Below are 22,584 nucleotides of genomic sequence, written 5' to 3' on the forward strand. Positions count from 1 at the left end.
TTTAATGACTTCTTCTGTAAACACCAACATCGTTGATGAACTTGAGTGGCGTGGCCTGGTAAATCAGTCCACTGACCTTGAAGCCCTTCGGGAGGCTACGAAGACACCGATCACGTTGTACTGCGGGTTTGACCCGACCGGCCCGTCGCTGCATGCTGGCCACCTTGTGCCGCTTTTGATGCTGCGTCGTTTCCAGATGGCGGGTCACCGTCCGCTAGTACTCGCAGGTGGCGCAACGGGCATGATTGGTGACCCACGTGATGTGGGCGAGCGCACCCTGAACTCGGAGGACACGGTGCGTGACTGGGCGGATCGCATTTCCGGCCAGCTGTCGCGCTTTGTGTCCTTCGATGGCGATAACCCTGCATTGCTGGTCAACAACCACGACTGGATTAAAGACCTCAGTGTGATTGAGTTCCTGCGTGACGTGGGCAAACACTTCTCGCTTTCCACCATGCTCAGCCGAGACACGGTGAAGCGCCGTTTGGAATCCGACGGCATTTCCTACACTGAGTTTTCCTACATGCTGCTGCAGGCTAACGACTACGTGCAGCTGCGTCGCAATTACGACTGTGTGCTGCAGGTAGGCGGCGGCGACCAGTGGGGCAACCTCGTTGCGGGCGTTGACCTGAATCGTCGTATGGACGGCGCATCCGTTCATGCACTGACCGTGCCGTTGGTGACGGACTCTGAGGGCAAGAAGTTTGGCAAGTCCACCGGCGGCGGTTCCCTGTGGCTGGATCCGGAGATGACCAGCCCGTACACCTGGTACCAGTACTTCCTGAACACCGCTGATGCGGACGTGATCCGTTACCTGCGCTGGTTCACCTTCCTGGACAAGGAAGAGTTGGACCGTCTTGAGGTTGAAGTTGCGGAGCGTCCGTTCAAGCGTGAAGCGCAGCGACGCCTGGCGCAGGAGATGACTGACCTGGTTCACGGCGAAGAGGCCCGCAAGGGCGCTGAACTTGCTGCCGAAGCCCTGTTTGGCAAGGCCGAGCTTTCGGATCTTGATGAGCGCACCTTGGCTGCTGCGGTTAGTGAGACCACGGTGCATGAGATCGAGCCTGGCACATCTACCAACATCGTTGATCTGTTGGTTGGCGCGGGTCTTGCAGATTCCAAGGGTGCCGCACGCCGTTCCATTAAGGAAGGTGGCGTGTACGTAAACAACCAGCGCGTTGAAAGCGAGGAGTGGGAACCTTCGGAGTCTGACTTCCTCCACGGAGCTTGGTTGGTACTGCGCCGCGGTAAGAAGAATTTTGCCGGAGCAAAGCGCGTCTAGCTGCGGAGTTTGCATTTTGTTAACCGGCGTGGCTATGGTTTAGCCACGCTGTTACGGCAGCAACCGAATCAGAGAAATTCAACGAATTGACTTGATTCAAACCGACATGTAATGTCGTACAAGCCGCTTTTACCGGAGCCGCGAGAGGTTCTGGTGGGGTGTGCGTGTGTTGTTTGAGAACTCGATAGTGTGCCAATGCATTTTGTTTGTGGAATGTTGTTGTGTGTGCCACGTGTTGTGGTGTGTGCCGGTTGGTGGTGTCATGAATCTTGGATGGTGGCATTGTCTGTTTCGGTGCGTCACATGGTGATGTTTTGCTGAAAATGTTGTTTCTTGGTGTTTTTCCTCGTCGGATGGCCAAGAAACGGATAGTAATTCAAGGATTTTTTAAGCCAGGCTGACATGATGCATGCGTTTTTCGTGTTGTTGTGTTGGTTGGTTTGTTTTTGGTTAGGTATTGGGCTTTTCACGGCCTGTTTCTGCTGAAACGTTTTTGTGGAGAGTTTGATCCTGGCTCAGGATGAACGCTGGCGGCGTGCTTAACACATGCAAGTCGAACGGAAAGGCCCAAGCTTGCTTGGGTACTCGAGTGGCGAACGGGTGAGTAACACGTGGGTGATCTGCCCTGCACTTCGGGATAAGCCTGGGAAACTGGGTCTAATACCGGATAGGACCACTTCGTAGTTGTTGTGGTGGAAAGTTTTTTCGGTGTGGGATGAGCTCGCGGCCTATCAGCTTGTTGGTGGGGTAATGGCCTACCAAGGCGTCGACGGGTAGCCGGCCTGAGAGGGTGTACGGCCACATTGGGACTGAGATACGGCCCAGACTCCTACGGGAGGCAGCAGTGGGGAATATTGCACAATGGGCGGAAGCCTGATGCAGCGACGCCGCGTGGGGGATGACGGCCTTCGGGTTGTAAACTCCTTTCGCCAAAGACGAATTTTGACGGTATTTGGAGAAGAAGCACCGGCTAACTACGTGCCAGCAGCCGCGGTAATACGTAGGGTGCGAGCGTTGTCCGGAATTACTGGGCGTAAAGAGCTCGTAGGTGGTTTGTCGCGTCGTTTGTGGAAGTCCACGGCTTAACTGTGGGACTGCAGGCGATACGGGCATAACTTGAGTGCTGTAGGGGAGACTGGAATTCCTGGTGTAGCGGTGAAATGCGCAGATATCAGGAGGAACACCGATGGCGAAGGCAGGTCTCTGGGCAGTAACTGACGCTGAGGAGCGAAAGCATGGGGAGCGAACAGGATTAGATACCCTGGTAGTCCATGCCGTAAACGGTGGGCGCTAGGTGTGAGTCCCTTCCACGGGGTTCGTGCCGTAGCTAACGCATTAAGCGCCCCGCCTGGGGAGTACGGCCGCAAGGCTAAAACTCAAAGGAATTGACGGGGGCCCGCACAAGCGGCGGAGCATGTGGATTAATTCGATGCAACGCGAAGAACCTTACCTGGGCTTGACATACACCGGATCGCTGCAGAGATGTAGTTTCCCTTGTGGCTGGTGTACAGGTGGTGCATGGTTGTCGTCAGCTCGTGTCGTGAGATGTTGGGTTAAGTCCCGCAACGAGCGCAACCCTTGTCTTATGTTGCCAGCACGTGATGGTGGGGACTTATGAGAAACTGCCGGGGTTAACTCGGAGGAAGGTGGGGATGACGTCAAATCATCATGCCCCTTATGTCCAGGGCTTCACACATGCTACAATGGTCGGTACAACGCGCAGCTACCTCGTGAGGGGACGCGAATCGCTGAAAGCCGGCCTTAGTTCGGATTGGGGTCTGCAACTCGACCCCATGAAGTCGGAGTCGCTAGTAATCGCAGATCAGCAACGCTGCGGTGAATACGTTCCCGGGCCTTGTACACACCGCCCGTCACGTCATGAAAGTTGGTAACACCCGAAGCCAGTGGCCTGTCAAAAGGAGCTGTCGAAGGTGGGATCGGCGATTGGGACGAAGTCGTAACAAGGTAGCCGTACCGGAAGGTGCGGCTGGATCACCTCCTTTCTAAGGAGCTTTATGTTTAACCCACAGTTGTGGGTGTTGGTGGTTGATGTCGCCGAGTGTGTGACTGCCACTAGTTGTTTTTTAAAAAGAATCCGGGTGGATGCATACCCCACACCAGAAGGTGGTGTGGAACGCAATATCGGGGTATCGCACAGTAATCATTTTCTACAAGCGTTTGTATGTGTTGGCATGCTGTTGGGTGTCTGGGGCAACACGGTTTGTGTGTGTTCCTAACTGCCTCATGCTGATGTGTCACCTGGTTTGGGTGGTGTGTTGGTGTGTGGGTGTGGTGTGTGAGAACTGGAGAGTGGACGCGAGCATCATGCATCTGGATGCTGGCCTTTTAGGTTGGTGTTTGGGTGTGTGTTTGTTTTTCTGTTTTTTCTGTTTTTTGTTTGTTCTTAGTATGTGTATTTCGTTTGTGGTCAAGGGCGTACGGTGGATGCCTTGGCATGCTGAGCCGATGAAGGACGTGTGAGGCTGCGTTAAGCCTCGGGGAGTTGCCAACTAAGCGTTGATCCGAGGATGTCCGAATGGGGAAACCTGGCACCAGTTATGTGGTGTTACCTGCAGGTGAATCTATAGCCTGTATGGGGGTGAACGCGGGGAAGTGAAACATCTCAGTACCCGCAGGAGAAGAAAACAATTGTGATTCCGTTAGTAGTGGCGAGCGAACGCGGATGAGGCTAAACCATGTGTGTGTGATACCTGGCAGGGGTTGCGCATGTGGGGTTGTGGGGCGCATCGTAAGTTATCTGCTAGTGACTTGCTTGATGTGGTTGTGTCAGCGGAAGCGCCTGGGATGGTGCACCGGAGAAGGTGATGAGTCCTGTACGCGAAGACATAGCTGTGTTGGGTGTATGTGTTTTTCCCCGAGTAGCAGCGGGCCCGTGAAATCTGCTGTGAATCTGCCGGGACCACCCGGTAAGCCTAAATACTCAGTGTGACCGATAGTGGATAGTACCGTGAGGGAATGGTGAAAAGTACCCCGGGAGGGGAGTGAAAGAGTTCCTGAAACCGTGCGCTTACAATCCGTCAGAGCACATCTTGTGTGTGATGGCGTGCCTTTTGAAGAATGAGCCTGCGAGTCAGCGGCATGTCGCGAGGTTAACCCACGTGTGGGGTAGTCGTAGCGAAAGCGAATCCGAAATGGGTGTTGTTAGTGGCATGTCCTGGACCCGAAGCGGGGTGATCTACCCATGGCCAGTGTGAAGCAGCTGTAAGAGGTTGTGGAGGCGCGAACCCACTTAGGTTGAAAACTGAGGGGATGAGTTGTGGGTAGGGGTGAAAGGCCAATCAAACTCCGTGATAGCTGGTTCTCCCCGAAATGCATTTAGGTGCAGCGTTATACAAGCTTGCTGGAGGTAGAGCTACTGGTTGGTTGAGCGGGACTATCATCTTAGCAATGTCAGCCAAACTCCGAATGCCGGTTAAAAGTGGTGTATAGCAGTGAGACTGTGGGGGATAAGCTTCATAGTCGAGAGGGAAACAGCCCAGATCGCCGGTTAAGGCCCCTAAGGGTGTACTAAGTGGAAAAGGATGTAGGATCGCGAAGACAGCCAGGAGGTTGGCTTAGAAGCAGCCACCCTTGAAAGAGTGCGTAATAGCTCACTGGTCGAGTGGTTCCGCGCCGACAATTTAGTGGGGCTCAAGTACACCGCCGAAGCCGCGGCATAGTTTTTACTATGGGTAGGGGAGCGTCGTGTGTGGGGTGAAGCATTACCGTAAGGGGGTGTGGACTGCACGCGAGTGAGAATGCAGGCATGAGTAACGAATGATACGTGAGAATCGTATCCGCCGAATGACGAAGGGTTCCTGGGTCAAGTTCGTCTTCCCAGGGTGAGTCGGGTCCTAAGGCGAGGCCGACAGGCGTAGTCGATGGTCAACGGGTTGATATTCCCGTACCCGCCTACACGCGACCAATGCTGAAGCAATGATACTAACCACCCAAAGCTACTGATGTACGCACCCTTGTGGTGTGTGGTTGGTGGTGATGCGTGGGGCCTGATTTGTTGTAGGTAAGTGATGGGGTGACGCAGAGTGGTAGCCACGCCAGTTATTGGATTCTGGTGCAAGCGTGCAGCACGACAACATGGCAAATCCGGTTGTTATATGTGCAAGGCGTGATGCGTAGCCCATATATGGGTGATGGTGGTGATCCTGTGCTGCCGAGAAAAGCCTCTAGCGATGTGTGTAGACGGCCCGTACCCGAAACCGACACAGGTAGTCAGGTAGAGCATACTAAGGCGAGCGGGTGAACTGTGGTTAAGGAACTCGGCAAAATGCCCCCGTAACTTCGGGAGAAGGGGGACCCAAACCGGTAGCTAACACATGCGGTTAGTGTGCTGGTGTGGGTCGCAGAGAAGAGAGGGGAGCGACTGTTTATCAAAAACACAGGTCCGTGCGAAGACGGTTAAGTTGATGTATACGGACTGACGCCTGCCCGGTGCTGGAAGGTTAAGAGGACCTGTTAGACCCTTTTGGGTCGAAGCGGAGAATTTAAGCCCCAGTAAACGGCGGTGGTAACTATAACCATCCTAAGGTAGCGAAATTCCTTGTCGGGTAAGTTCCGACCTGCACGAATGGCGTAACGACTCCCCTGCTGTCTCAACCACAGGCCCGGTGAAATTGCAGTACGAGTAAAGATGCTCGTTTCGCGCGGCAGGACGAAAAGACCCCGGGACCTTCACTACAGCTTGGTATTGGTGTTCGGTGCGGTTTGTGTAGGATAGGTGGGAGACGTTGATGCAGCTACGCCAGTGGTTGTGGAGTCGTTGTTGAAATACCACTCTGACCGTAGTGGATACCTGAACCTTGGCCCATGATCTGGGTTGGGGACAGTGCCTGGTGGGTAGTTTAACTGGGGCGGTTGCCTCCCAAAATGTAACGGAGGCGCCCAAAGGTTCCCTCAGCCTGGTTGGCAATCAGGTGTTTAGAGTGTAAGTGCACAAGGGAGCTTGACTGCGAGACTTACAAGTCGAGCAGGGACGAAAGTCGGGACTAGTGATCCGGCACCTACTTGTGGATGTGGTGTCGCTCAACGGATAAAAGGTACCCCGGGGATAACAGGCTGATCTTCCCCAAGAGTCCATATCGACGGGATGGTTTGGCACCTCGATGTCGGCTCGTCGCATCCTGGGGCTGGAGTAGGTCCCAAGGGTTGGGCTGTTCGCCCATTAAAGCGGCACGCGAGCTGGGTTCAGAACGTCGTGAGACAGTTCGGTCTCTATCCGCCGCGCGCGTTGAAACTTGAAGAAGGCTGTCCCTAGTACGAGAGGACCGGGACGGACGTACCTCTAGTGTGCCAGTTGTTCCGCCAGGAGCATCGCTGGTTGGCTACGTACGGAAGGGATAACCGCTGAAAGCATCTAAGCGGGAAGCCTGTTTTAAGATGAGGTTTCATTATAGGTGCCCTATAGACTATGGGGTTGATAGGCCAGAACTGGAAACACAGCAATGTGATGAGGTGACTGGTACTAATCCACCAACACAAACAACAACACAACACAAACACTGAATGTAACAGTGACTGTCGCGTCCACTTTCCGGTATCTGACACACCACCCCCTGTACATAACAGGTAGTGGAACGCCAAGCATTGGCCCTATAAGTGTGTCGGTGGTTGATAGCGGCAGGGAAACGCCCGGTCCCATTCCGAACCCGGAAGCTAAGCCTGCCCGCGCTGATGGTACTGCACTCGGGAGGGTGTGGGAGAGTAGGTTACCGCCGACCCAACAACTTCAAAACATGATTAAGCAGCCCGCCTGCCACACACGTGGTAGACGGGCTGCTTTTTGTGTGTTTGTGCCCCCCGAATCCTGCTAGACGATACGCAAAACACCCCTACAAAACCCCAGGTCGAATGTAGAGACACAACACCGAAAAACCGATATCGACTAGCAGATATCGACTAGCAGCGAGTCTGTTGCCCGGGGACCGTCATCCTGGGAGTCGGCAGGAGACTGGCCCTACTGTGCACCAAATAAGCGCCTGGCACGCGCCAGGCAAGCACCTACTAGCAGATAACGAGAACAAGCTTCGGGCCCGACCCCCGAAAAGTAGACACCATCAATGGTGAAATTACGGGGCTTACTTTAGCACATGGTTATGCGGCGAGGGCTTCGTACTCTGTGGGGGTGAGGTACTTGCACCAGGAGTGCCTTCGGCTGGTGTTGTAGCGCACGCACCATGCGAAGACTGCTCGCCGGCAGACAAGCTGGTTGGCAAAGACTTTCTCGTCTTTGAGTACCTCTCGTTTCAGCGTGGCGTTAAACGACTCCGCAAGCGAATTATCGGCACTGGTGCCAACTTCACCCATTGACTGGGTGAGGTTGAGCCTGCGGCAGGTGGCCTGAAACTGCGACGAGGTATAGACACTTCCGTGGTCCGAATGAAAGATCGCTCCAGCAAGATCACCGCGGGTTCGGTGCGCATGCTCAAGCGCTTCCTCGACGAGTTCGGTGCGCATGTGCTCGGCGATGGCAAAGCCAACGAGCATCCTGGAGTAGCAGTCAATCACCGTAGCTAAATACATATTCGACCCGTCTGCAATCGGCAGATAGGTGATATCGCCCACCAGTACCTTATTTGCAGCTGGTGCCGTGAAATCCCGCTTGACTAGGTCGGCAAACACTACGCGACCGGCCCCACGTCGGGTTGTGGTGACCTTGCGTTTTTTGGTGTAGCCACGTAGCCGAAGCTTTTTCATAATCCGGGCGACGCGCTTATGGTTGACTGGGCCATTGTCGTTGTAGGCGTCGTTATAGGTCAGTTCTGCGGCGATGCGTTTCGCGCCGTAGAGCTGGTTTTTCTCCTCGAAGACTGCCGTGATCTTCGCACCCAAAATGCCATCATCGACTAGTCGGCGTTGCCGTTGGGGTTTGCTGTTTCTCCATTTGTAATAGGAGCTGCGATTAAGCCCAAGGACAGTACACATCCGCTTGACCGAGTAATCGGTGCGGTGGTCATCAACAAACTGGAAGCGGATCACCAGTTTGTCTCTTCCATAAAATATTTGGCCGCCTTGCGCAAGATATCGCGTTCTTCTTTCAGCTGAGCGATTTCGCGCTGCAATTGGCGTATCTGTTCTGCATCTGTGAGCTGCTTGGCGCGATTGGCACGTACATCCGCTGAACTCTTGGTCTTTGCGCCGGTGCCGTACTTGTCAACCCACGAGCGAAGCGTGGTGCGGTTGATCCCTAAGTCTGCGGCTGCGGCATTGAACGAGATGTGTGGATCGTTCTCGTACATCGCGACCGCGTCGCGCTTGAACTGATCCGAATAAACCTTCCTAGGCATGGAGGCAGGCTACCTTTCCCCGACCCAACACGGTCGGAATCAGGGGTGTCTACCAAACAGGGGTCAGGTCCCTTCCATATCCCCTGGTGGAATGTGTAGACACACGCCCCGCTCTGCGTTATCTGCTAGCAGCACTAAGCGTAAGAACAAGCAGTGGAATCCTCTTCGGGGCCGTGCGTGCTCTTTGTTGCCCTACCCGCAACTATCGCCGCGAAAAGTGAGGAATACGCCGTGGTAGTTGGCGGTAATCCGGGGTCGGTCCATATACTGGTTGGAACGTAAACGGAAAGGTCTTTGTATGTCCGACAATGGGAACACCTCTAGGCACGAAAACCGTGGCTCATATGAGAATCGTGGGCGCGGTGGCTACGGGGGTGGGCGAGGTCGCCGATCTGAAGGCGGCAGGCCTGGAGATGATCGCGGTAACAGGTCCGGCGGCCGTTACCGCGGCGGTAGGGACGAGAATGACCGTGGTGACCGCAACCGTGACGACCACGGTCGGCCTAACCGTAGCGGCGGTCGGGGTGATCGTAGGCGCAATGATCGGGCTGGTGGGTATGGCGCGGGGCGTCGTGAAGATCGCGTAAGGCACGACCGGTCTAACCCACGCAGGCAGGGCTACCGTGAGGATCGCATGGCTATGCGCCTGTCGGAACCAGACCTCCTTGAGGATATTGACGTAACTGTCCTGGATCCCTCAGTCCTGCAGGATCTGAAGGTTCTGTCGAAGGACAACGCCGATCGTGTGGCCAAACACATGATTATGGCTTCTGACTTGCTGGCAGACGACCCGCAGCTGGCGCTGCAGCATGCTCGTGCGGCGAAGAACCGTGCTGGCCGTGTGAGTGTGGTGCGTGAGACCAACGGTGTTGTTGCGTACCATGCCGGCGAATGGAAAGAAGCGCTCTCCGAGCTTCGGGCAGCTCGCCGCATGAGCGGTGGCCCGGGACTGCTCGCGGTGATGGCAGATGCTGAGCGAGGCCTCGGTCGCCCAGAGAAGGCTCTTGAGCTTGGACGCAGCCCAGAGGCTAACGAATTGGACGAGGAAGGCCGTATTGAGCTGGCTATTGTGCTGGCCGGTGCACGCCACGACCTCGGTCAGCATGAGTCTGCGCTGATCACGCTAGAGCGGATGAATCCGTCACTGGACTCCCAGGGATTTAGCCAGATGCGTCTGTCGTACGCGTATGCAGATGCGTTGTTGGCGGTTGGTCGTAAAGATGAAGCGAAGACATGGTTCCAACACGCCGCAGATCTTGACGTTGAAGCACTGACGGATGCGGACGAGCGCGTAGAAGAATTGAGCTAGAGGAATCGGGGTAGTAGATAAAGCGATGGCTCTGCAGGATACGTATGACGCACTGCTGCTTGACCTAGATGGCACGGTTTGGGAGGGCGGAGACGCCATTGAGCATGCTGTCGAAGCGATCAACGCTGCTGGGGTACCGGCGGTGTATATCACCAACAACGCGTCTAGAAGCGCCGCAGAAGTAGCGCAGATGCTGCGCGCAATTGGGCTTCAGGCGCAAGACAATGATGTGCTGACCTCCGCACAAGCTGCACTTGGGCTGGCTGAGGAACACCTCAGCCCAGGCGACCCAGTTTTGGTCTTGGGAGCGCCGTCTTTTCGCGATCTCGTGGCCAATGCCGGCTACCGCGTTGTTGATTCCGCAGATGAAAACCCGAAGGTGGTCCTGCACGGACACAACCCGGAAACGGGGTGGCATCAGCTTTCGGAAGCTGCGCTATCCATCGCGCGCGGGGCTGTGTATCTGGCCTCCAACCTGGACACCACGCTGCCGATGCAGCGCGGGCTGATGGTTGGCAACGGCTCCATGGTTGCGGCTGTGACCTCCGCAACCGGCGTGACGCCGCGAGCTGCTGGCAAGCCCGAGCCGGCAATGTTCCTCCAGGCAGCCGGAGCGCTTGGCGCAAAGCGCCCGCTGGCAGTTGGAGACCGCATGGATACCGACATCGCTGGTGCCGTCGCCGCTGGTATTCCTGCACTGCACGTGCTCACTGGTGTCTCTGGGCCGTTGGCGCTTATTGAGGCACCAAAGGAACTGCGCCCTACGTTCATTGCGGAAGACATGCGCGCCCTTGCACAAGACGCAGAGCAGCTGAAACCCTCCGCGCAAGGTGGCTTTGGCGCGCGTGTTGACGGGCGCGACATCATCTTGAGCCACGGCAACGAAGGCGCAACCAGCATCCAGGCGCTGCGCACTGTACTGGAGGTGGCGTGGATGATGGACACCCCTCCGGAGCTTGTGCGCCCGAACTCGGATGCTGCAGAAGCCGCAACCGCAAACTGGTGGTAATCATGACCCCGGAAGATCCGGAGCAGCTGCGCCAAGCCTTCGAGGAGGCACTCGCGCAGCCGGCAGAATCGCTTGAAGATGAGGTGGAACGCCTTACAAAGGCACACCAGCTGCTGCATAACGCACTGCAAAACAGCTAGAACAGGAACTACTCATGGCACCATCACGCCGGCGTTTGGACGCTGAACTCGTCCGACGCAAGATTGCCCGCTCCCGCGAGCAGGCCCAGGGCTGGATTAAAGACGGCCGCGTGGAGGTCAACGGATTCGTCGCGAAGAAGCCAGCCACCATCGTAGAGCCGGATGCGTCCATCAAGGTTAGTGTTGACCCGGATGGTGAGTGGGCGTCACGCGGGGCCCATAAGCTGCTCGGGGCGTTGGGGGCGTTTGGGGAGATGGGGTTGAGCGTCGATAAGCAAAAGGCTCTCGATGCTGGTGCTTCGACCGGTGGGTTTACCGATGTGCTGCTGGCAAACGGCGCACGCGAGGTCGTCGCGGTTGACGTGGGCTATGGGCAGCTGATCTGGCGGCTGCAAAATGACCCGCGGGTCAAAGTGCTGGACCGGACGAACATTCGGCACCTTACGCCAGAGATGATGGATGGGCCGGCCGATCTGATGGTGGGCGACCTTTCGTTTATCTCCCTGAAGCTGGTATTGCCGGCGATCGTGGAATGCATGGCGGATGGCGCGGACCTTCTGCCGATGGTCAAGCCCCAGTTTGAGGTGGGCAAAGACCGTCTTGGCAGTGGCGGGGTGGTGCGCTCAAACGAGCTGCGGGCCGAGGTAACCACGGAAGTGGCGCTGTTTGCGCAGTCATTGGGCTTAAGTTTGAAAGGTGTGACGGCATCGCCGCTGCCGGGCCCGAGCGGCAACGTAGAATACTTCCTATGGCTGGTGAAGGATGCGGGTGAAACCGCACTTGCACCGGAGGCTGTGGCTGAAATGGTGGCCACCGCAGTGAAGGAAGGACCGCAGAATTGACAGACGTGACAACGCAGCGCGAAATCCTGCTTGTGCCGCACTTCTATCGGCCTGACAACATTTCTTCCGCCGCGCGGGCGGCTCGCCTGCTGCAAGAGGCAGGCATCCGCGTGCGGCTCCTAGACCAGGGCGAGCCGGGTGCAGAGCAGCCGGTGGACAAAGACCCTGTGCTTAACCAGCTTGAACGGGTCAAACCCGGTCCGGATGCCGCCGCTGGGTGTGAGCTGGTGCTGGTGTTGGGGGGCGACGGGACGTTTTTGCGCGCAGCCGGCGTGGCTCGTGACCAGAACCTGCCGGTGCTGGGCATCAACCTAGGCCACGTGGGGTTCTTAGCTGAGGGTGAGGCTGAAAGCCTGGAGACCGCAATTGGCCAGGTGGTTGAGCGCAACTACACCGTTGAAGACCGCATGACTATTGACGTGCAGGTGCGAAGTGCGGAGGGTGAAGAGGTTGGCCGTGGTTGGGCGCTCAATGAGCTCAGCGTGGAAAACATTGACCGCACTCGAGTGTTGGATGCGGTGTTGGAGATCGACTTTCGCCCGGTAAGTGCCTTTGGGTGCGACGGTGTGCTGGTGTCTACGCCAACCGGATCGACGGCGTACGCGTTTTCCGCTGGTGGCCCGGTCATGTGGCCGGCCCTGGATGCGATCTTGGTGGTGCCGAATAACGCGCATGCGTTGTTTGCGAAACCGCTGGTGGTCTCGCCACGCTCCACTGTGGCCATTGAAACGGAAGCGGACTCCAGCGCGGCTGTGGCGGTGATGGACGGGTTTCGGCGCATTGACATGCCTGCTGGATCGCGCGTGGAGGTCATCCGCGGTTCGCGCCCGGTGCGTTGGGTGAAGCTGGATCGTAAACCCTTCACGGACCGCCTGGTGCGCAAGTTCCAGCTGCCGGTGTCAGGCTGGCGGGGCCCGAGGTACACGTAGTGCTTGCAGAGATTTCTATCCGCAACCTTGGTGTGATTCCGGAGGCCTCGGCGGAGCTTTCGCCAGGCTTGACTGTGCTCACGGGTGAAACCGGTGCGGGCAAAACCATGGTGGTGACGGGCCTTCGCTTATTGACGGGCGGACGCGCCGACGCCTCACGCGTACGCACGGGTGCTGAAGAAGCCGTGGCAGAGGGAGCCTTTTCTACTGCTGGCTTGCCGGAGGATGTTTCCGCGAAGGTTGCGGAGATCGTAGAAAACGCCGGTGGCAGCGCTGACGAGAACGGCGAGTACGTGGTCTCGCGATCGGTGAAGGCAACGGGCCGTTCGAAAGCGCACCTGGCTGGCAGGACGGTGCCGGCGGCAACGCTTGCGGAGATGGCGGGCCACCTGCTGACTATTCATGGGCAAAATGACCAGCTGCGGCTGATGAGCCCGGACGAGCAGCTTGCGGCGTTGGATCGGTTTGATCCGGCGATCACCCCGCTTGCCCAGGCTTACCGCGAGACGTACCGCGAGTGGCGCAAGGTAGCTCGCGAACTGGAGGAGCGCACGCAGCACAAACGTGAGCTGGCCCAGGAGGCGGATCGTCTGCGTTTTGCGTTGGATGAGATCGATGCCGTTGATCCGGTGGCGGGCGAAGATACCGAATTGGCCGCGACGATTCATCGTCTGCAGGACGTTGACGCGCTGCGTGAGGCGGCCCTCAATGCGCTGGCAGCCATTGACGGCGCGGAGGCCGCTGGCGGCTTCGGCGCGGATGATGAGGCGGCGTCTACACTCGTCGGCCAGGCGGCGAGCGCGCTGGATGGTGCAAGTGATGAACAGCTCAAGGAGCTGGCAACTCGCCTGCATGAGGTGAGCAGTATGCTTTCAGACGTCTCGGCGGAACTCGGCACCTATCTGACCTCGTTGCCGGCTGATGCCGATCAGCTGGAAGCGCTTTTGACCCGCCAGCAGGACATCCGGGGGTTGACCCGCAAGTACGCGCCCGATGTTGAAGGCGTGCTGGCGTGGCGCGCGAAGGCAGTAAAGCGCTTGAGCAAGATCGACGTGTCCGAAGAAGCCGTAGACAAGCTCAAACAGCAGGTGTCCAAGCTGGAGAAGCAGTTGGCGTCGCGCGCGAAGGCGTTAAGTAAAGCCCGTGAGGCCGCAGCGGCGAAGCTTGGTGAGGCCGTTTCTGCAGAACTGCACGGCCTTGCCATGCCGAAGGCGCAGCTGACAGTCCAGGTCACCCGTGCCGGATACAGCGCAACCGGCGCCGACGAGGTGGCTATTCTCTTGGCGCCCAACAAGGCGTTGGAGCCGAAACCGTTGGCAACGAGCGCCTCCGGTGGTGAGCTGTCGCGCGTGATGCTCGCACTTGAGGTGATTTTGGCGGCCTCATCGCACGGGGCGACTTTGGTGTTCGACGAGGTTGACGCTGGCGTCGGTGGGCGCGCGGCCGTAGAGATCGGTCGCAGGCTTGCTCGTCTTGCTACCAACAACCAGGTTATTGTGGTTACGCACTTGCCGCAGGTGGCGGCGTATGCGGATACGCATCTGCACGTGGCGAAGGATGTGGGGGATGCGTTGGTGGCCTCGGGCGTGGCGCAACTGAGCGAAGAAGCCCGAATCGAAGAGCTGGCCCGCATGATGGCCGGCATGGATGATTCCGATACCGGCCGAGCGCATGCCCAGGAGCTGTTTGAACGCGCGCAGCGTGAGGTGGCGGAAATGCGCGCCTAAGTGCCGCGCGCCTCCCTTAAAACAGGCAGGTCACCGTGCACAATAGCGCGTATGACTGTCTCTACTTCCATCAACGGCACCTTGCGCGACTGCACTGCGCAGGGCAAAGGCATTGGCCGCCTCAGCGAAGGCGATATTGCGTTTGTGGACGCGCCGGATATGACGCGTCGATTCGCGGAGCTGTTGGTGGCGGCGAAACCTGCGGCGGTGGTCAACGTCGCGCGGTTTACCACGGGGCTTATTCCGAACTACGGCCCGCACGTGCTGCTGGATGCTGGCATTCCGCTGTATGAGGCGGCTGGTTCTTCCATGCGTGGGGTGGTGAAGGACGGCAAGAAGGCTTCTGTGAGTCCGACCGGCGAGGTCATGATGGGTAAGAAGCTCATTGGCCAGGCCAGTGCCGTCAGCCGTGAGGACGTGGACGCCACCTTTGCGGACGCGCAGCAAGCGCTGGTGGACAACATGGAGGCCTACTTTGGCAACACCATCCAGTTCATCCACTCCGAGGCGCCCTTGCTTATCGACGGTGTGGGCTCACCCGAACTCGGCGACACCATGGCAGAGCGCAAAGTGCTTGTGGTCAGCCAGTCTGAGGACCTGCGCGAGCGACTCGATGGGCTGAAGTTTTTCATCCGTGAGTACACGCCCGTGATCATTGGCGTGGGTGCAGCCGCGGATACACTGACCAAGCTGGGTTATGACATGGACTTCATCGTGGGTGACCCGACCGATATTTCCAACGAGGCACTGCGCGGGGACGCCAAGGTGATCCTGCCCGCAGAGACCGACGGTTTCGCCCCTGGCCTTGAGCGTATCCAGGACCTGGGTGTGGGCGCGATGACGTTCCCGGCGGCGACTGACTCGCCGACGGATTTGGCCATTTTGCTGGCGGTGTTCCATGACGCCGAGATGGTGATTACGGTTGGGCAGCCGGTGGAGTTGGACAGCATTTTCGCGGATGCGGCAACCGCTGAGCCGGCGGCACTGCTGACGCGGCTGAAGGCGGGGCGCAAGCTTGTAGATTCGACGGTGATTGAGCACCTCTACGACACGAACACCGGCGGCGGGGGTGTCGCTTGGGCCTGGGCGATCTTGGGGCTTTTGGTGGCCGCCGCCACCGTGGTGTTGATCGTGGGCCTGGGCGGCTCGGAGACGTTTACAACGAACTTGGTGGATACGTGGAACCGCATCGCGCTGGAGTTCCAGAGCTGGTTTAACTAGGAGCTGAGAGACAACATGGGACAGGCAACTCGTGGCACCGGTCTAGTTGCGGCCGGTATTGGTTGGGGGATTGCGGCAGGCGTGGCACTTGGCACACTGCTGATCGCACCGGCGTTGGAAGGATCGTTGGGCACCGGTTCCGTCACAGCGTCGGAGGCTGGGCAGGGGGATGCAGCGTCTGATAGCGGTGAGCTGGCCCGCGCCAACGGACAAGTTGATGAGGCGAACACGTTGCTTGCGCAGCATGGCGACGCCATCGTGTCCGGCGCCTTGGACGGCGTAGCGGTCACGTTGATCCGGACGGCTTCGGCTTCTGAGGAGGACGCTGCCGGCGTGCGCTGGATGGCAAACGCCGCGGGTGCGTCAAACTCGGGTGGCATCCGTTTGACCGAGAAGTTCTTCGAGCGCGATGCCGCTGATGAGCTGAGCAGTGTCATTGCTAATACGCTGCCGGCCGGTGCGACGCTGAGCGTGGATAACTTGGGCCCGGGCACGCACGCTGGTGAGTCGCTGGCGGCGACGTTGACTGCGGCGAGTGATGAGGACCGCGCACTGGTACTCGAAGCGCTGACCCAGGCCGGGTTCATTGAGACCCGCGGCGAGGTCGCTGCAGCTGACGCCATTGTTGTCGTGGCTGCCGATGAGTTTGACGGTGAGGGCTTCGCCGCACAGCTGGTCGCGGACTTTGCTCGGGCGTTGTCGGCGGGCGCGCGCACTGTCGTCGCAACGCAAGGTGCTGCTCCGGAGTTGGACGGGGTGAGCCTGCAGGGCAACGTGGACACGGAGGCTGGACGTGTCCAGTCGGCGTTGTTGCTTGCGGAAGACCCTGCAGAGGAGTAGGCCGTGTCTCAATCGCACGAGTTTGAGGTAGTTGACTCCCAGCTGTTGCATGACGCGCCGATTATTGCGCTGCGGCGCGACCGCGTGACTATGCCTGGTGGCACGACGGCGCATCGTGAGATTGTGGAGCATTTCGGTGCGGTTGCTGTCGTTGCGTTGGATGCCCAGGGCCGGGTGGCGATGGTGGAGCAGTACCGTCACAGCGTTAAGCGTCGCCTGTGGGAGCTGCCCGCAGGGCTTTTGGACTTCTACCAGGAAGACGAGTTGGCCACGGCGAAACGTGAGCTGCAGGAAGAGGCGGGGTTGGCTGCTGATTCTTGGGCGCTGCTGGTTGATCTGGTGACCTCGCCGGGCTTTGCGGAGGAGGCCGTGCGAGTGTTTTTGGCGCGTGACTTGCGTGAGGTGGAGCGTCCGGAGGCGCACGATGAGGAAGCTGACATGGGGTTTGCGTGGGTGCCGCTGGATGAGGCTCGCGCGATGGTAATGCGTGGCGAGATTGTGAACTCGATTGCGGTTTCCGGCATTTTATCCGCTAGTGAGGTCGTTGCGGGGCGCGCGCAGCCTCGTGAGACTTCGGTTGCCTTTGAGTTGCGCCCGAGCTCTCTTGCTTATCGACGCCACGCCGAAGGCATCACCCCCGACATGAAGAAAATCCCGCGCTAGTGGTTTCCCCTGCACAACTTGCCCGAGATTGGCACGTCCACTTGGTGGTGGAGCGTGGGCTGTCTGAAAACACGGTGAGCAATTATGACCGTGACATGAAGCGCTACGTTGCCTGGCTGGATAACGCCGGTATTGCTGACCTGAACGATGTGACTGCTGGCCATCTTGAGGCGTACGTGGCGGATTTGCGCCGCGGAAGTGAGACGGTGAAACCGCTGGCGGCGTCCTCGGCGGCTCGGGCACTCGTGGTTGCGCGTGGTCTGCACAAGTTCGGTGTGTCAGAAGGCCTGCTGGCCGGTGATGCTGCGGCTGAGGTGGCGCCGCCGCAGGCCGCAGAGAAGCTTCCAGACACGCTGAGCGTGGACGAAGTCGCGCGGCTGATTGAGTCCTGTTCTGAGGACAACGCGTTAGGTCTGCGTGACAAGGCGCTGTTGGAAACGCTGTATGCCACTGGCGCGCGCGTGAGCGAGGTGTTGGCGCTGAACGTGGATGACGTTGCTGATGCACGCGGTGTGCTGGTTGTGACGGGCAAGGGCAATAAGCAGCGCGTTGTGGCCCTAGGTTCGCATGCGCAGGCGGCAATTGAGTCGTATCTTGTGCGTGCGCGCCCGATGCTGGCGACAGGTAAGTCGCACGCACTGTTTCTCAACGCACGTGGCAACGCACTGTCGCGCCAAAGCGCGTGGACAATTATTAAAGACGCCGCATCACGCGCAGGCATTGACAAAGACATTTCCCCGCACACGTTGAGGCACTCCTTTGCCACGCACCTGCTTGAAGGAGGCGCCGATGTGCGAACCGTGCAGGAGTTGCTGGGACACGCATCTGTGACAACGACGCAGATTTACACGCATATCACTGCGGATAACCTACGAGAAGTCTGGGCAGGTGCGCATCCGCGTGCATAGGCGGTAACGTTAGCCCGATGATGCGAAACGTTGCGGTAGGAGCGTGCGTTGCCACGCTGACGCTTTGCCTTCCCATTGCCACTGGTCCGGTTGCGTTAGCGCAGCTGCCTGGGGGACTGGATCCAGCGCAGATCAAAGAGATGCTGCCATCCCAGGTAAGTGTGGCGGCGGGGGAGTCGACGACTGTAGACGTTGGCGTGCCTGTCGATGTGAACTATTCCGCTGATGGCTGGGTGGTCAGCTCTAGCGGCACGACCGTGACTGTGCAGGCACCGAATACGCCGGGTGCAACCGCCAACGTGCCGGCAAGTGCGCTTGGTTACTCTGCAACGATCACCCTTGTTGCGGTCGGTGGTAGCGAGTCCCCAGATGTGGCGCCGGACGGGGAAGCAGAGCAAGCAGAAACGTCCAAACCGGAAGAGGATGGCGGCAACGCAGGCGCGGGCTCTGACACGGGCTCAGACGCCGACGCACAGCAGCAAGGCGGCGCCAAGGTGACGCACCCGCCGCGCGAGGCAGCAGCACCCGTGGACACCACGGCGGCGAAGACGTTCTATTTCGATGGTGAGATCCACGGCAACACGCTTGTGGTCACCGTGCCGCTGACCCGCGCTGCTGACTTGGCAAAGTACGCCCGCACGGATCGTGAGGGGGCGAAGCTGCGCTATCTGGACGTCAACGGTCGGGTAATCCAGGGAGTGAAGCGTGATGTGGATATTGCCAAGCGGACGCTGACGCTGACCTATCCGGAGAGCGAAACCCCAGACAATCCTTTCATCATGGAAGTGGTTCGGGATGACTCGGTGGCTGAGTTCATAGCGGTGATTACCGCGAAGAATGCGCCAGTGGAGCAGGCAGAGGCGTCGGCAAGCGAAGGCGAAGATGCGGCGGAGCAGTCGACGAATCCGTATGCGGACGTAGCTAAGGAAAGTCAAGGCTCTGGCAATGACTCAGGGGCAGGCGGCGGCATTCCGGTGCCCTTGATTGTCGGCGGCGTGGGCCTGTTGGTGCTGCTTGCGCTGGTGTTTACGGTGCTGCGTCGTCGCGGGACGGGGCGCGCCTAAATACTGGGCGGGCGAGAGGCCACCCAAGATAAATGCCATCGTTGTAAGATGGTGGCGTCAAGTGCACAGGCGGGATAGAGGAAGGACCTGCGATGGCGGAGAAACCGGCAGACGGCGCGTTGTTCGAAGCTGAAGAACGCAAGACGTTCTTGACCGGACGGCCCTACCGCGAGTTTGCGGCGCCGAAAGAGCTTGACCGCCACGGTCCCGCAAAGATTATCTCGATGGTCAACCAGAAAGGTGGCGTGGGCAAAACCACTTCCACCATCAACCTTGGTGCTGCGCTGGTAGAGCAGGGGCGCAAGGTGCTGCTGGTTGATTTGGATCCGCAGGGTGCGCTGTCCGCGGGCCTGGGTATTGCGCACGAAGATGACCAGATTACGGTGTATGACCTGCTTTTTGACAATACCGCCAGCATTCACGCGGCAATCCAGCACTCGAAGGTCTCCGGACTAGATCTTGTGCCGGCAAACATTGACCTTTCAGCTGCAGAAATCCAGCTGGTCAATGAGGTGGGTCGTGAGCACACACTGGCGCGTGCGCTGCGCCCGGTGCGCAATGAGTATGACTACATCTTCATTGACTGCGGTCCTTCACTGGGCCTGCTTACAGTCAACGCGCTTGCAGCGTCCCACGGCGTAATCATCCCGATGGAAGGTGAGTACTACTCCCTTCGCGGCTTGGCGCTGTTGACGGACACAGTAGAGAAGGTGCGCGACCGCATCAACTTCGACCTGGACATTGTGGGCATTTTGGTGACCATGTTTGATCGCCGCACCACGCACGCGCGCGAGGTCATTGAGCGTGTGGTTGAAGTCTTCGGGGATCGTGTTTTTGACACGGTGATTACCCGCACTGTCCGCTTCCCGGAGACCTCTGTTGCAGGTGAGCCGATCACCACGTGGGCACCAAGCTCCCAGGGTGCGGAGCAGTACCGCAGCTTGGCGCTCGAGGTTATGGAACGCACTGAGCGGAACTAGCGTGAGCGTAGGCGCGCAGCACCAGGTTGGTGAGCAGCCGGAGATCACCGGCTTCACCTTGGTCCTGAACAATTTTGAGGGGCCCTTTGACCTCCTGCTGAACCTGATTCACTCCAAGAAGCTTGACGTGACCGAGGTGGCGTTGGCGGAGGTGACGGATGAGTTCATCGCCTATACCCGCGCCCTTGGGCAGACGGCGGAGCTCGATGAGGTCACGGAGTTTCTTGTTATCGCTGCCACCTTGTTGGACCTGAAGGCTGCACGCCTTCTGCCGCGCGGTGAGGCCGACGAGATCGAAGACCTAGAGCTTTTGGAATCGCGCGACCTGCTTTTTGCTCGCTTGTTGCAGTACCGCGCCTACCAGCAGGTGGCTGAGCAATTCCGGGCCTGGCAGGCAACGGCGCAACGTAGCTACCCGCGTGCGGTGGCTATGGAGGAGCGTTTCGCCGAGCTTTTGCCACCGGTTGAGCTTGGTCATACGCCTGATAGCTTTGCGCAGCTTGCGGCCAGCGTATTTCGGCCTAAGCCACCGGAGGAGGTGCGCACTGATCACCTTCATGAGGTTGCGGTGTCCGTGCCGCAGCAGGCCGGCAAGATTCTGGACACGCTCAAGCTTGCGGGAGCGCAGACTTGGCTGTCCTTTGCCGCACTAACGCGGGATTGCACGCGTTCCATGGAGGTTGTCGGGCGGTTTCTTGCCCTGCTTGAGCTGTATAAGGCGCGCGCAGTGGAAACACAGCAGGAGGTTGCCCTTGGCCCGCTTGATGTGTCGTGGACCGGCATTGAGGTGGACCCAGCCGTCGTCGCCGCCGGAAACTGGACCTAAGACACAACCCAAGGAGTGAAGCGATAACTATGGAGATGGTCTCACAGCTGCGTAGCCAGATTGAGTCGATCCTGCTGGTGGTGGACACACCTGTAGCCGCCGCCGACATCGCGGATGCCTTGGCCGCAAGCGAAGCGGACATTGAAGAGGTGCTTGCGCAGTGGTCGGAGGAACTCACTTCCCGCGGCAGCGGCATAGATCTTCGCAGGACTGAGGCCGGGTGGCGCTTGTACACCCGCGCGGAGAATGCTGACGCGGTGGAGTCATTCGTGCTGGACGGCGCGCAGACCAAGCTGAGCCGCGCGGCCCTTGAGACCCTTGCGGTGGTGGCGTACCGGCAGCCGGTGACGCGTGCCCAAGTTTCCGGGGTGCGTGGCGTCAACGTCGACGGTGTCATGCGCACGCTCACCCTGCGTGGTTTGCTTGCAGAAGTGGAGCCGGACGATTCCACGGGTGCGCACCGCTACGTCACCACTGAGCTGTTTCTGGAGCTTTTGGGCATTGAGTCACTGTCCCAGCTGCCGGAGTTGGCGCCGCTTTTGCCGGATGTGGACGCGATTGAAGACGCCTGGTAGCCACCCAGCAGCCTTTAGATAGGTAAATAACGGCAAAACGCTGGTAGGGTGGGCCGCATGACTCGAACCGCTCGCCGAGACGGCACACCGGAGAGGGATAAGAACGAAACGTTCTATATCTCCTACGCAAAGCCGGCTAAGAAACAACACGTACAACGTCCGGAACCTCACCCGTTGGAGGACAACTGGTGGGATGATGAAGAAACTAAAACCCGCAAGCAAAACACTGAAGGTGTGCGCCTGCAGAAGGTGCTCGCTCAGGCGGGTGTGGCCTCACGCAGGCATGCGGAGGTGATGATTGCCCAGGGGCGCGTCAGCGTCAATGGCAAGCGCGTCACTGTGCAGGGTATGCGTGTGGATCCGGATCGTGATGTGATCCGGGTTGATGGCACCCGCATCAATGTTAACGAGAAGCTTGAGTACTTCGCGTTTAACAAGCCGCGTGGCGTGCACACCACCATGAAGGATGAGCTGGACCGCACGTCTGTGGGCTCGTACCTGTCGGAGCGCACTGCCTCTGGTCAGCGCCTGTTCCACGTGGGCCGCTTGGATGCGGATACGGAGGGCTTGCTGCTGCTTACCAATGACGGTGAGCTGGCGAACCGTCTGACCCACCCGAAGTACGAGGTGTCCAAAACGTATTTGGCCACCGTGCTGGGTGAGGCAAAACCGGCGCTTGTCAAGGAGCTCAAAGAGGGCATCATGCTTGACGACGGCCTCGCGAAGGCCGACTACGCCCAAATCGTCGATGTGCACAACGGGCAGTCGTTGATTCGTCTTGAGCTGCATGAGGGCCGCAAGCACATTGTGCGCCGCATGTTGAAGGCCGCAGGCTTTCCGGTGCAGCGTCTGGTGCGTACGAAGGTGCACACGGTGCAGCTGGGCGATATGAAGCCTGGGTCGATGCGCGCGCTGAACGCTGCTGAGCTGACCTCGTTGTACAACGCGGTGGAGATGTAAGGGGAGCG

At 58.8% G+C, this 22,584-nt stretch carries 19 protein-coding genes and 3 rRNA genes; 20 read left to right on the forward strand and 2 right to left on the reverse strand.

Going from position 1 to position 22,584, the window contains the following annotated elements; translation table 11 throughout:
* The first annotated feature begins 4 nt into the window (after positions 1–4).
* The 5 genes from tyrS (at position 5) to rrf (ending at position 7,017) form a co-directional block, all read left to right on the forward strand.
* Positions 5–1,282 (forward strand): tyrosine--tRNA ligase, encoded by a 1,278-nt coding sequence (gene tyrS, locus I6I71_RS08905; RefSeq protein ID WP_201820536.1) that lies wholly within the window; start codon positions 5–7, stop codon positions 1,280–1,282.
* A 492-nt stretch (positions 1,283–1,774) separates the two neighbouring features.
* Positions 1,775–3,285: ribosomal RNA gene (locus tag I6I71_RS08910) — 16S ribosomal RNA — on the forward strand.
* A gap of 12 nt (positions 3,286–3,297) precedes the next feature.
* Positions 3,298–3,519: a hypothetical protein gene (locus tag I6I71_RS08915; RefSeq protein WP_201820538.1), complete on the forward strand. Its 222-nt coding sequence runs from the start codon at positions 3,298–3,300 to the stop codon at positions 3,517–3,519.
* Between the two features lie 181 nt (positions 3,520–3,700).
* A 23S ribosomal RNA gene (locus I6I71_RS08920) occupies positions 3,701–6,784 on the forward strand.
* A gap of 115 nt (positions 6,785–6,899) precedes the next feature.
* Positions 6,900–7,017: ribosomal RNA gene (gene rrf / locus I6I71_RS08925) — 5S ribosomal RNA — on the forward strand.
* The 16S, 23S and 5S rRNA genes sit together here, the layout of an rRNA operon.
* A 373-nt stretch (positions 7,018–7,390) precedes the next feature.
* Here the strand turns inward: rrf and I6I71_RS08930 are convergent.
* Entirely contained in the window at positions 7,391–8,359 is a 969-nt protein-coding gene (locus I6I71_RS08930; protein WP_330910992.1) for an IS3 family transposase, read from the reverse strand.
* Positions 8,272–8,583 carry a transposase gene (locus tag I6I71_RS12100; RefSeq protein WP_236587282.1) on the reverse strand — a complete coding sequence of 104 codons (312 nt, stop codon included), beginning with the start codon at positions 8,581–8,583 and terminating at the stop codon, positions 8,272–8,274. Before I6I71_RS12100 ends, I6I71_RS08930 begins: the two co-directional genes overlap by 88 nt.
* Positions 8,584–8,881: 298 nt before the next feature.
* Here I6I71_RS12100 and I6I71_RS08935 point away from each other — a divergent pair, with 298 nt between their 5' ends.
* The 15 genes from I6I71_RS08935 (at position 8,882) to I6I71_RS09005 (ending at position 22,576) form a co-directional block, all read left to right on the forward strand.
* Positions 8,882–9,892: a tetratricopeptide repeat protein gene (locus I6I71_RS08935; protein WP_201820540.1), complete on the forward strand. Its 1,011-nt coding sequence runs from the start codon at positions 8,882–8,884 to the stop codon at positions 9,890–9,892.
* A gap of 25 nt (positions 9,893–9,917) precedes the next feature.
* Complete coding sequence (locus tag I6I71_RS08940) at positions 9,918–10,901, forward strand: HAD-IIA family hydrolase (RefSeq protein ID WP_052204420.1); 984 nt, start codon at positions 9,918–9,920, stop codon at positions 10,899–10,901.
* Between the two features lie 2 nt (positions 10,902–10,903).
* Positions 10,904–11,041 (forward strand): hypothetical protein, encoded by a 138-nt coding sequence (locus I6I71_RS08945; RefSeq protein ID WP_168156363.1) that lies wholly within the window; start codon positions 10,904–10,906, stop codon positions 11,039–11,041.
* 14 nt (positions 11,042–11,055) lie between these two features.
* The gene (locus I6I71_RS08950) at positions 11,056–11,883 is read left to right on the forward strand and encodes a TlyA family RNA methyltransferase (RefSeq protein WP_201820543.1); all 828 of its coding nucleotides are present in this window, start codon (positions 11,056–11,058) and stop codon (positions 11,881–11,883) included.
* Positions 11,880–12,812 (forward strand): NAD kinase, encoded by a 933-nt coding sequence (locus tag I6I71_RS08955; protein WP_052204417.1) that lies wholly within the window; start codon positions 11,880–11,882, stop codon positions 12,810–12,812. Before I6I71_RS08950 ends, I6I71_RS08955 begins: the two co-directional genes overlap by 4 nt.
* The gene (gene recN, locus I6I71_RS08960; protein ID WP_201820546.1) at positions 12,812–14,539 is read left to right on the forward strand and encodes a DNA repair protein RecN; all 1,728 of its coding nucleotides are present in this window, start codon (positions 12,812–12,814) and stop codon (positions 14,537–14,539) included. The genes I6I71_RS08955 and recN overlap by 1 nt, the downstream gene beginning before the upstream one ends.
* Before the next feature lie 51 nt (positions 14,540–14,590).
* The gene (steA, locus tag I6I71_RS08965; protein WP_201820549.1) at positions 14,591–15,760 is read left to right on the forward strand and encodes a putative cytokinetic ring protein SteA; all 1,170 of its coding nucleotides are present in this window, start codon (positions 14,591–14,593) and stop codon (positions 15,758–15,760) included.
* A gap of 15 nt (positions 15,761–15,775) precedes the next feature.
* Positions 15,776–16,600 carry a copper transporter gene (locus I6I71_RS08970; RefSeq protein WP_201820551.1) on the forward strand — a complete coding sequence of 275 codons (825 nt, stop codon included), beginning with the start codon at positions 15,776–15,778 and terminating at the stop codon, positions 16,598–16,600.
* A gap of 3 nt (positions 16,601–16,603) precedes the next feature.
* Positions 16,604–17,263: an NUDIX domain-containing protein gene (locus tag I6I71_RS08975; RefSeq protein WP_052204410.1), complete on the forward strand. Its 660-nt coding sequence runs from the start codon at positions 16,604–16,606 to the stop codon at positions 17,261–17,263.
* The gene (gene xerD / locus I6I71_RS08980; RefSeq protein WP_052204408.1) at positions 17,263–18,171 is read left to right on the forward strand and encodes a site-specific tyrosine recombinase XerD; all 909 of its coding nucleotides are present in this window, start codon (positions 17,263–17,265) and stop codon (positions 18,169–18,171) included. The genes I6I71_RS08975 and xerD overlap by 1 nt, the downstream gene beginning before the upstream one ends.
* 17 nt (positions 18,172–18,188) lie before the next feature.
* On the forward strand, positions 18,189–19,235 hold the full coding sequence (locus I6I71_RS08985) for a hypothetical protein (RefSeq protein WP_236587291.1): 1,047 nt from the start codon (positions 18,189–18,191) through the stop codon (positions 19,233–19,235).
* A gap of 92 nt (positions 19,236–19,327) precedes the next feature.
* A complete protein-coding gene (locus I6I71_RS08990; protein ID WP_070494991.1) occupies positions 19,328–20,215 on the forward strand; it encodes a ParA family protein in 888 nt (295 codons plus the stop codon).
* 1 nt (position 20,216) lies between these two features.
* Positions 20,217–21,041, forward strand: a complete 825-nt coding sequence (locus tag I6I71_RS08995) for a segregation and condensation protein A (RefSeq protein WP_070494990.1) — start codon at positions 20,217–20,219, stop codon at positions 21,039–21,041.
* Positions 21,042–21,076: 35 nt separating this feature from the next.
* A complete protein-coding gene (gene scpB, locus I6I71_RS09000) occupies positions 21,077–21,616 on the forward strand; it encodes an SMC-Scp complex subunit ScpB (protein WP_201823602.1) in 540 nt (179 codons plus the stop codon).
* A gap of 57 nt (positions 21,617–21,673) precedes the next feature.
* Positions 21,674–22,576 (forward strand): pseudouridine synthase, encoded by a 903-nt coding sequence (locus I6I71_RS09005; protein WP_070494989.1) that lies wholly within the window; start codon positions 21,674–21,676, stop codon positions 22,574–22,576.
* Positions 22,577–22,584: the final 8 nt, after the last annotated feature.

It is taken from the genome of Corynebacterium riegelii (genome assembly GCF_016728505.1).
GTDB lineage: Bacteria > Actinomycetota > Actinomycetes > Mycobacteriales > Mycobacteriaceae > Corynebacterium > Corynebacterium riegelii.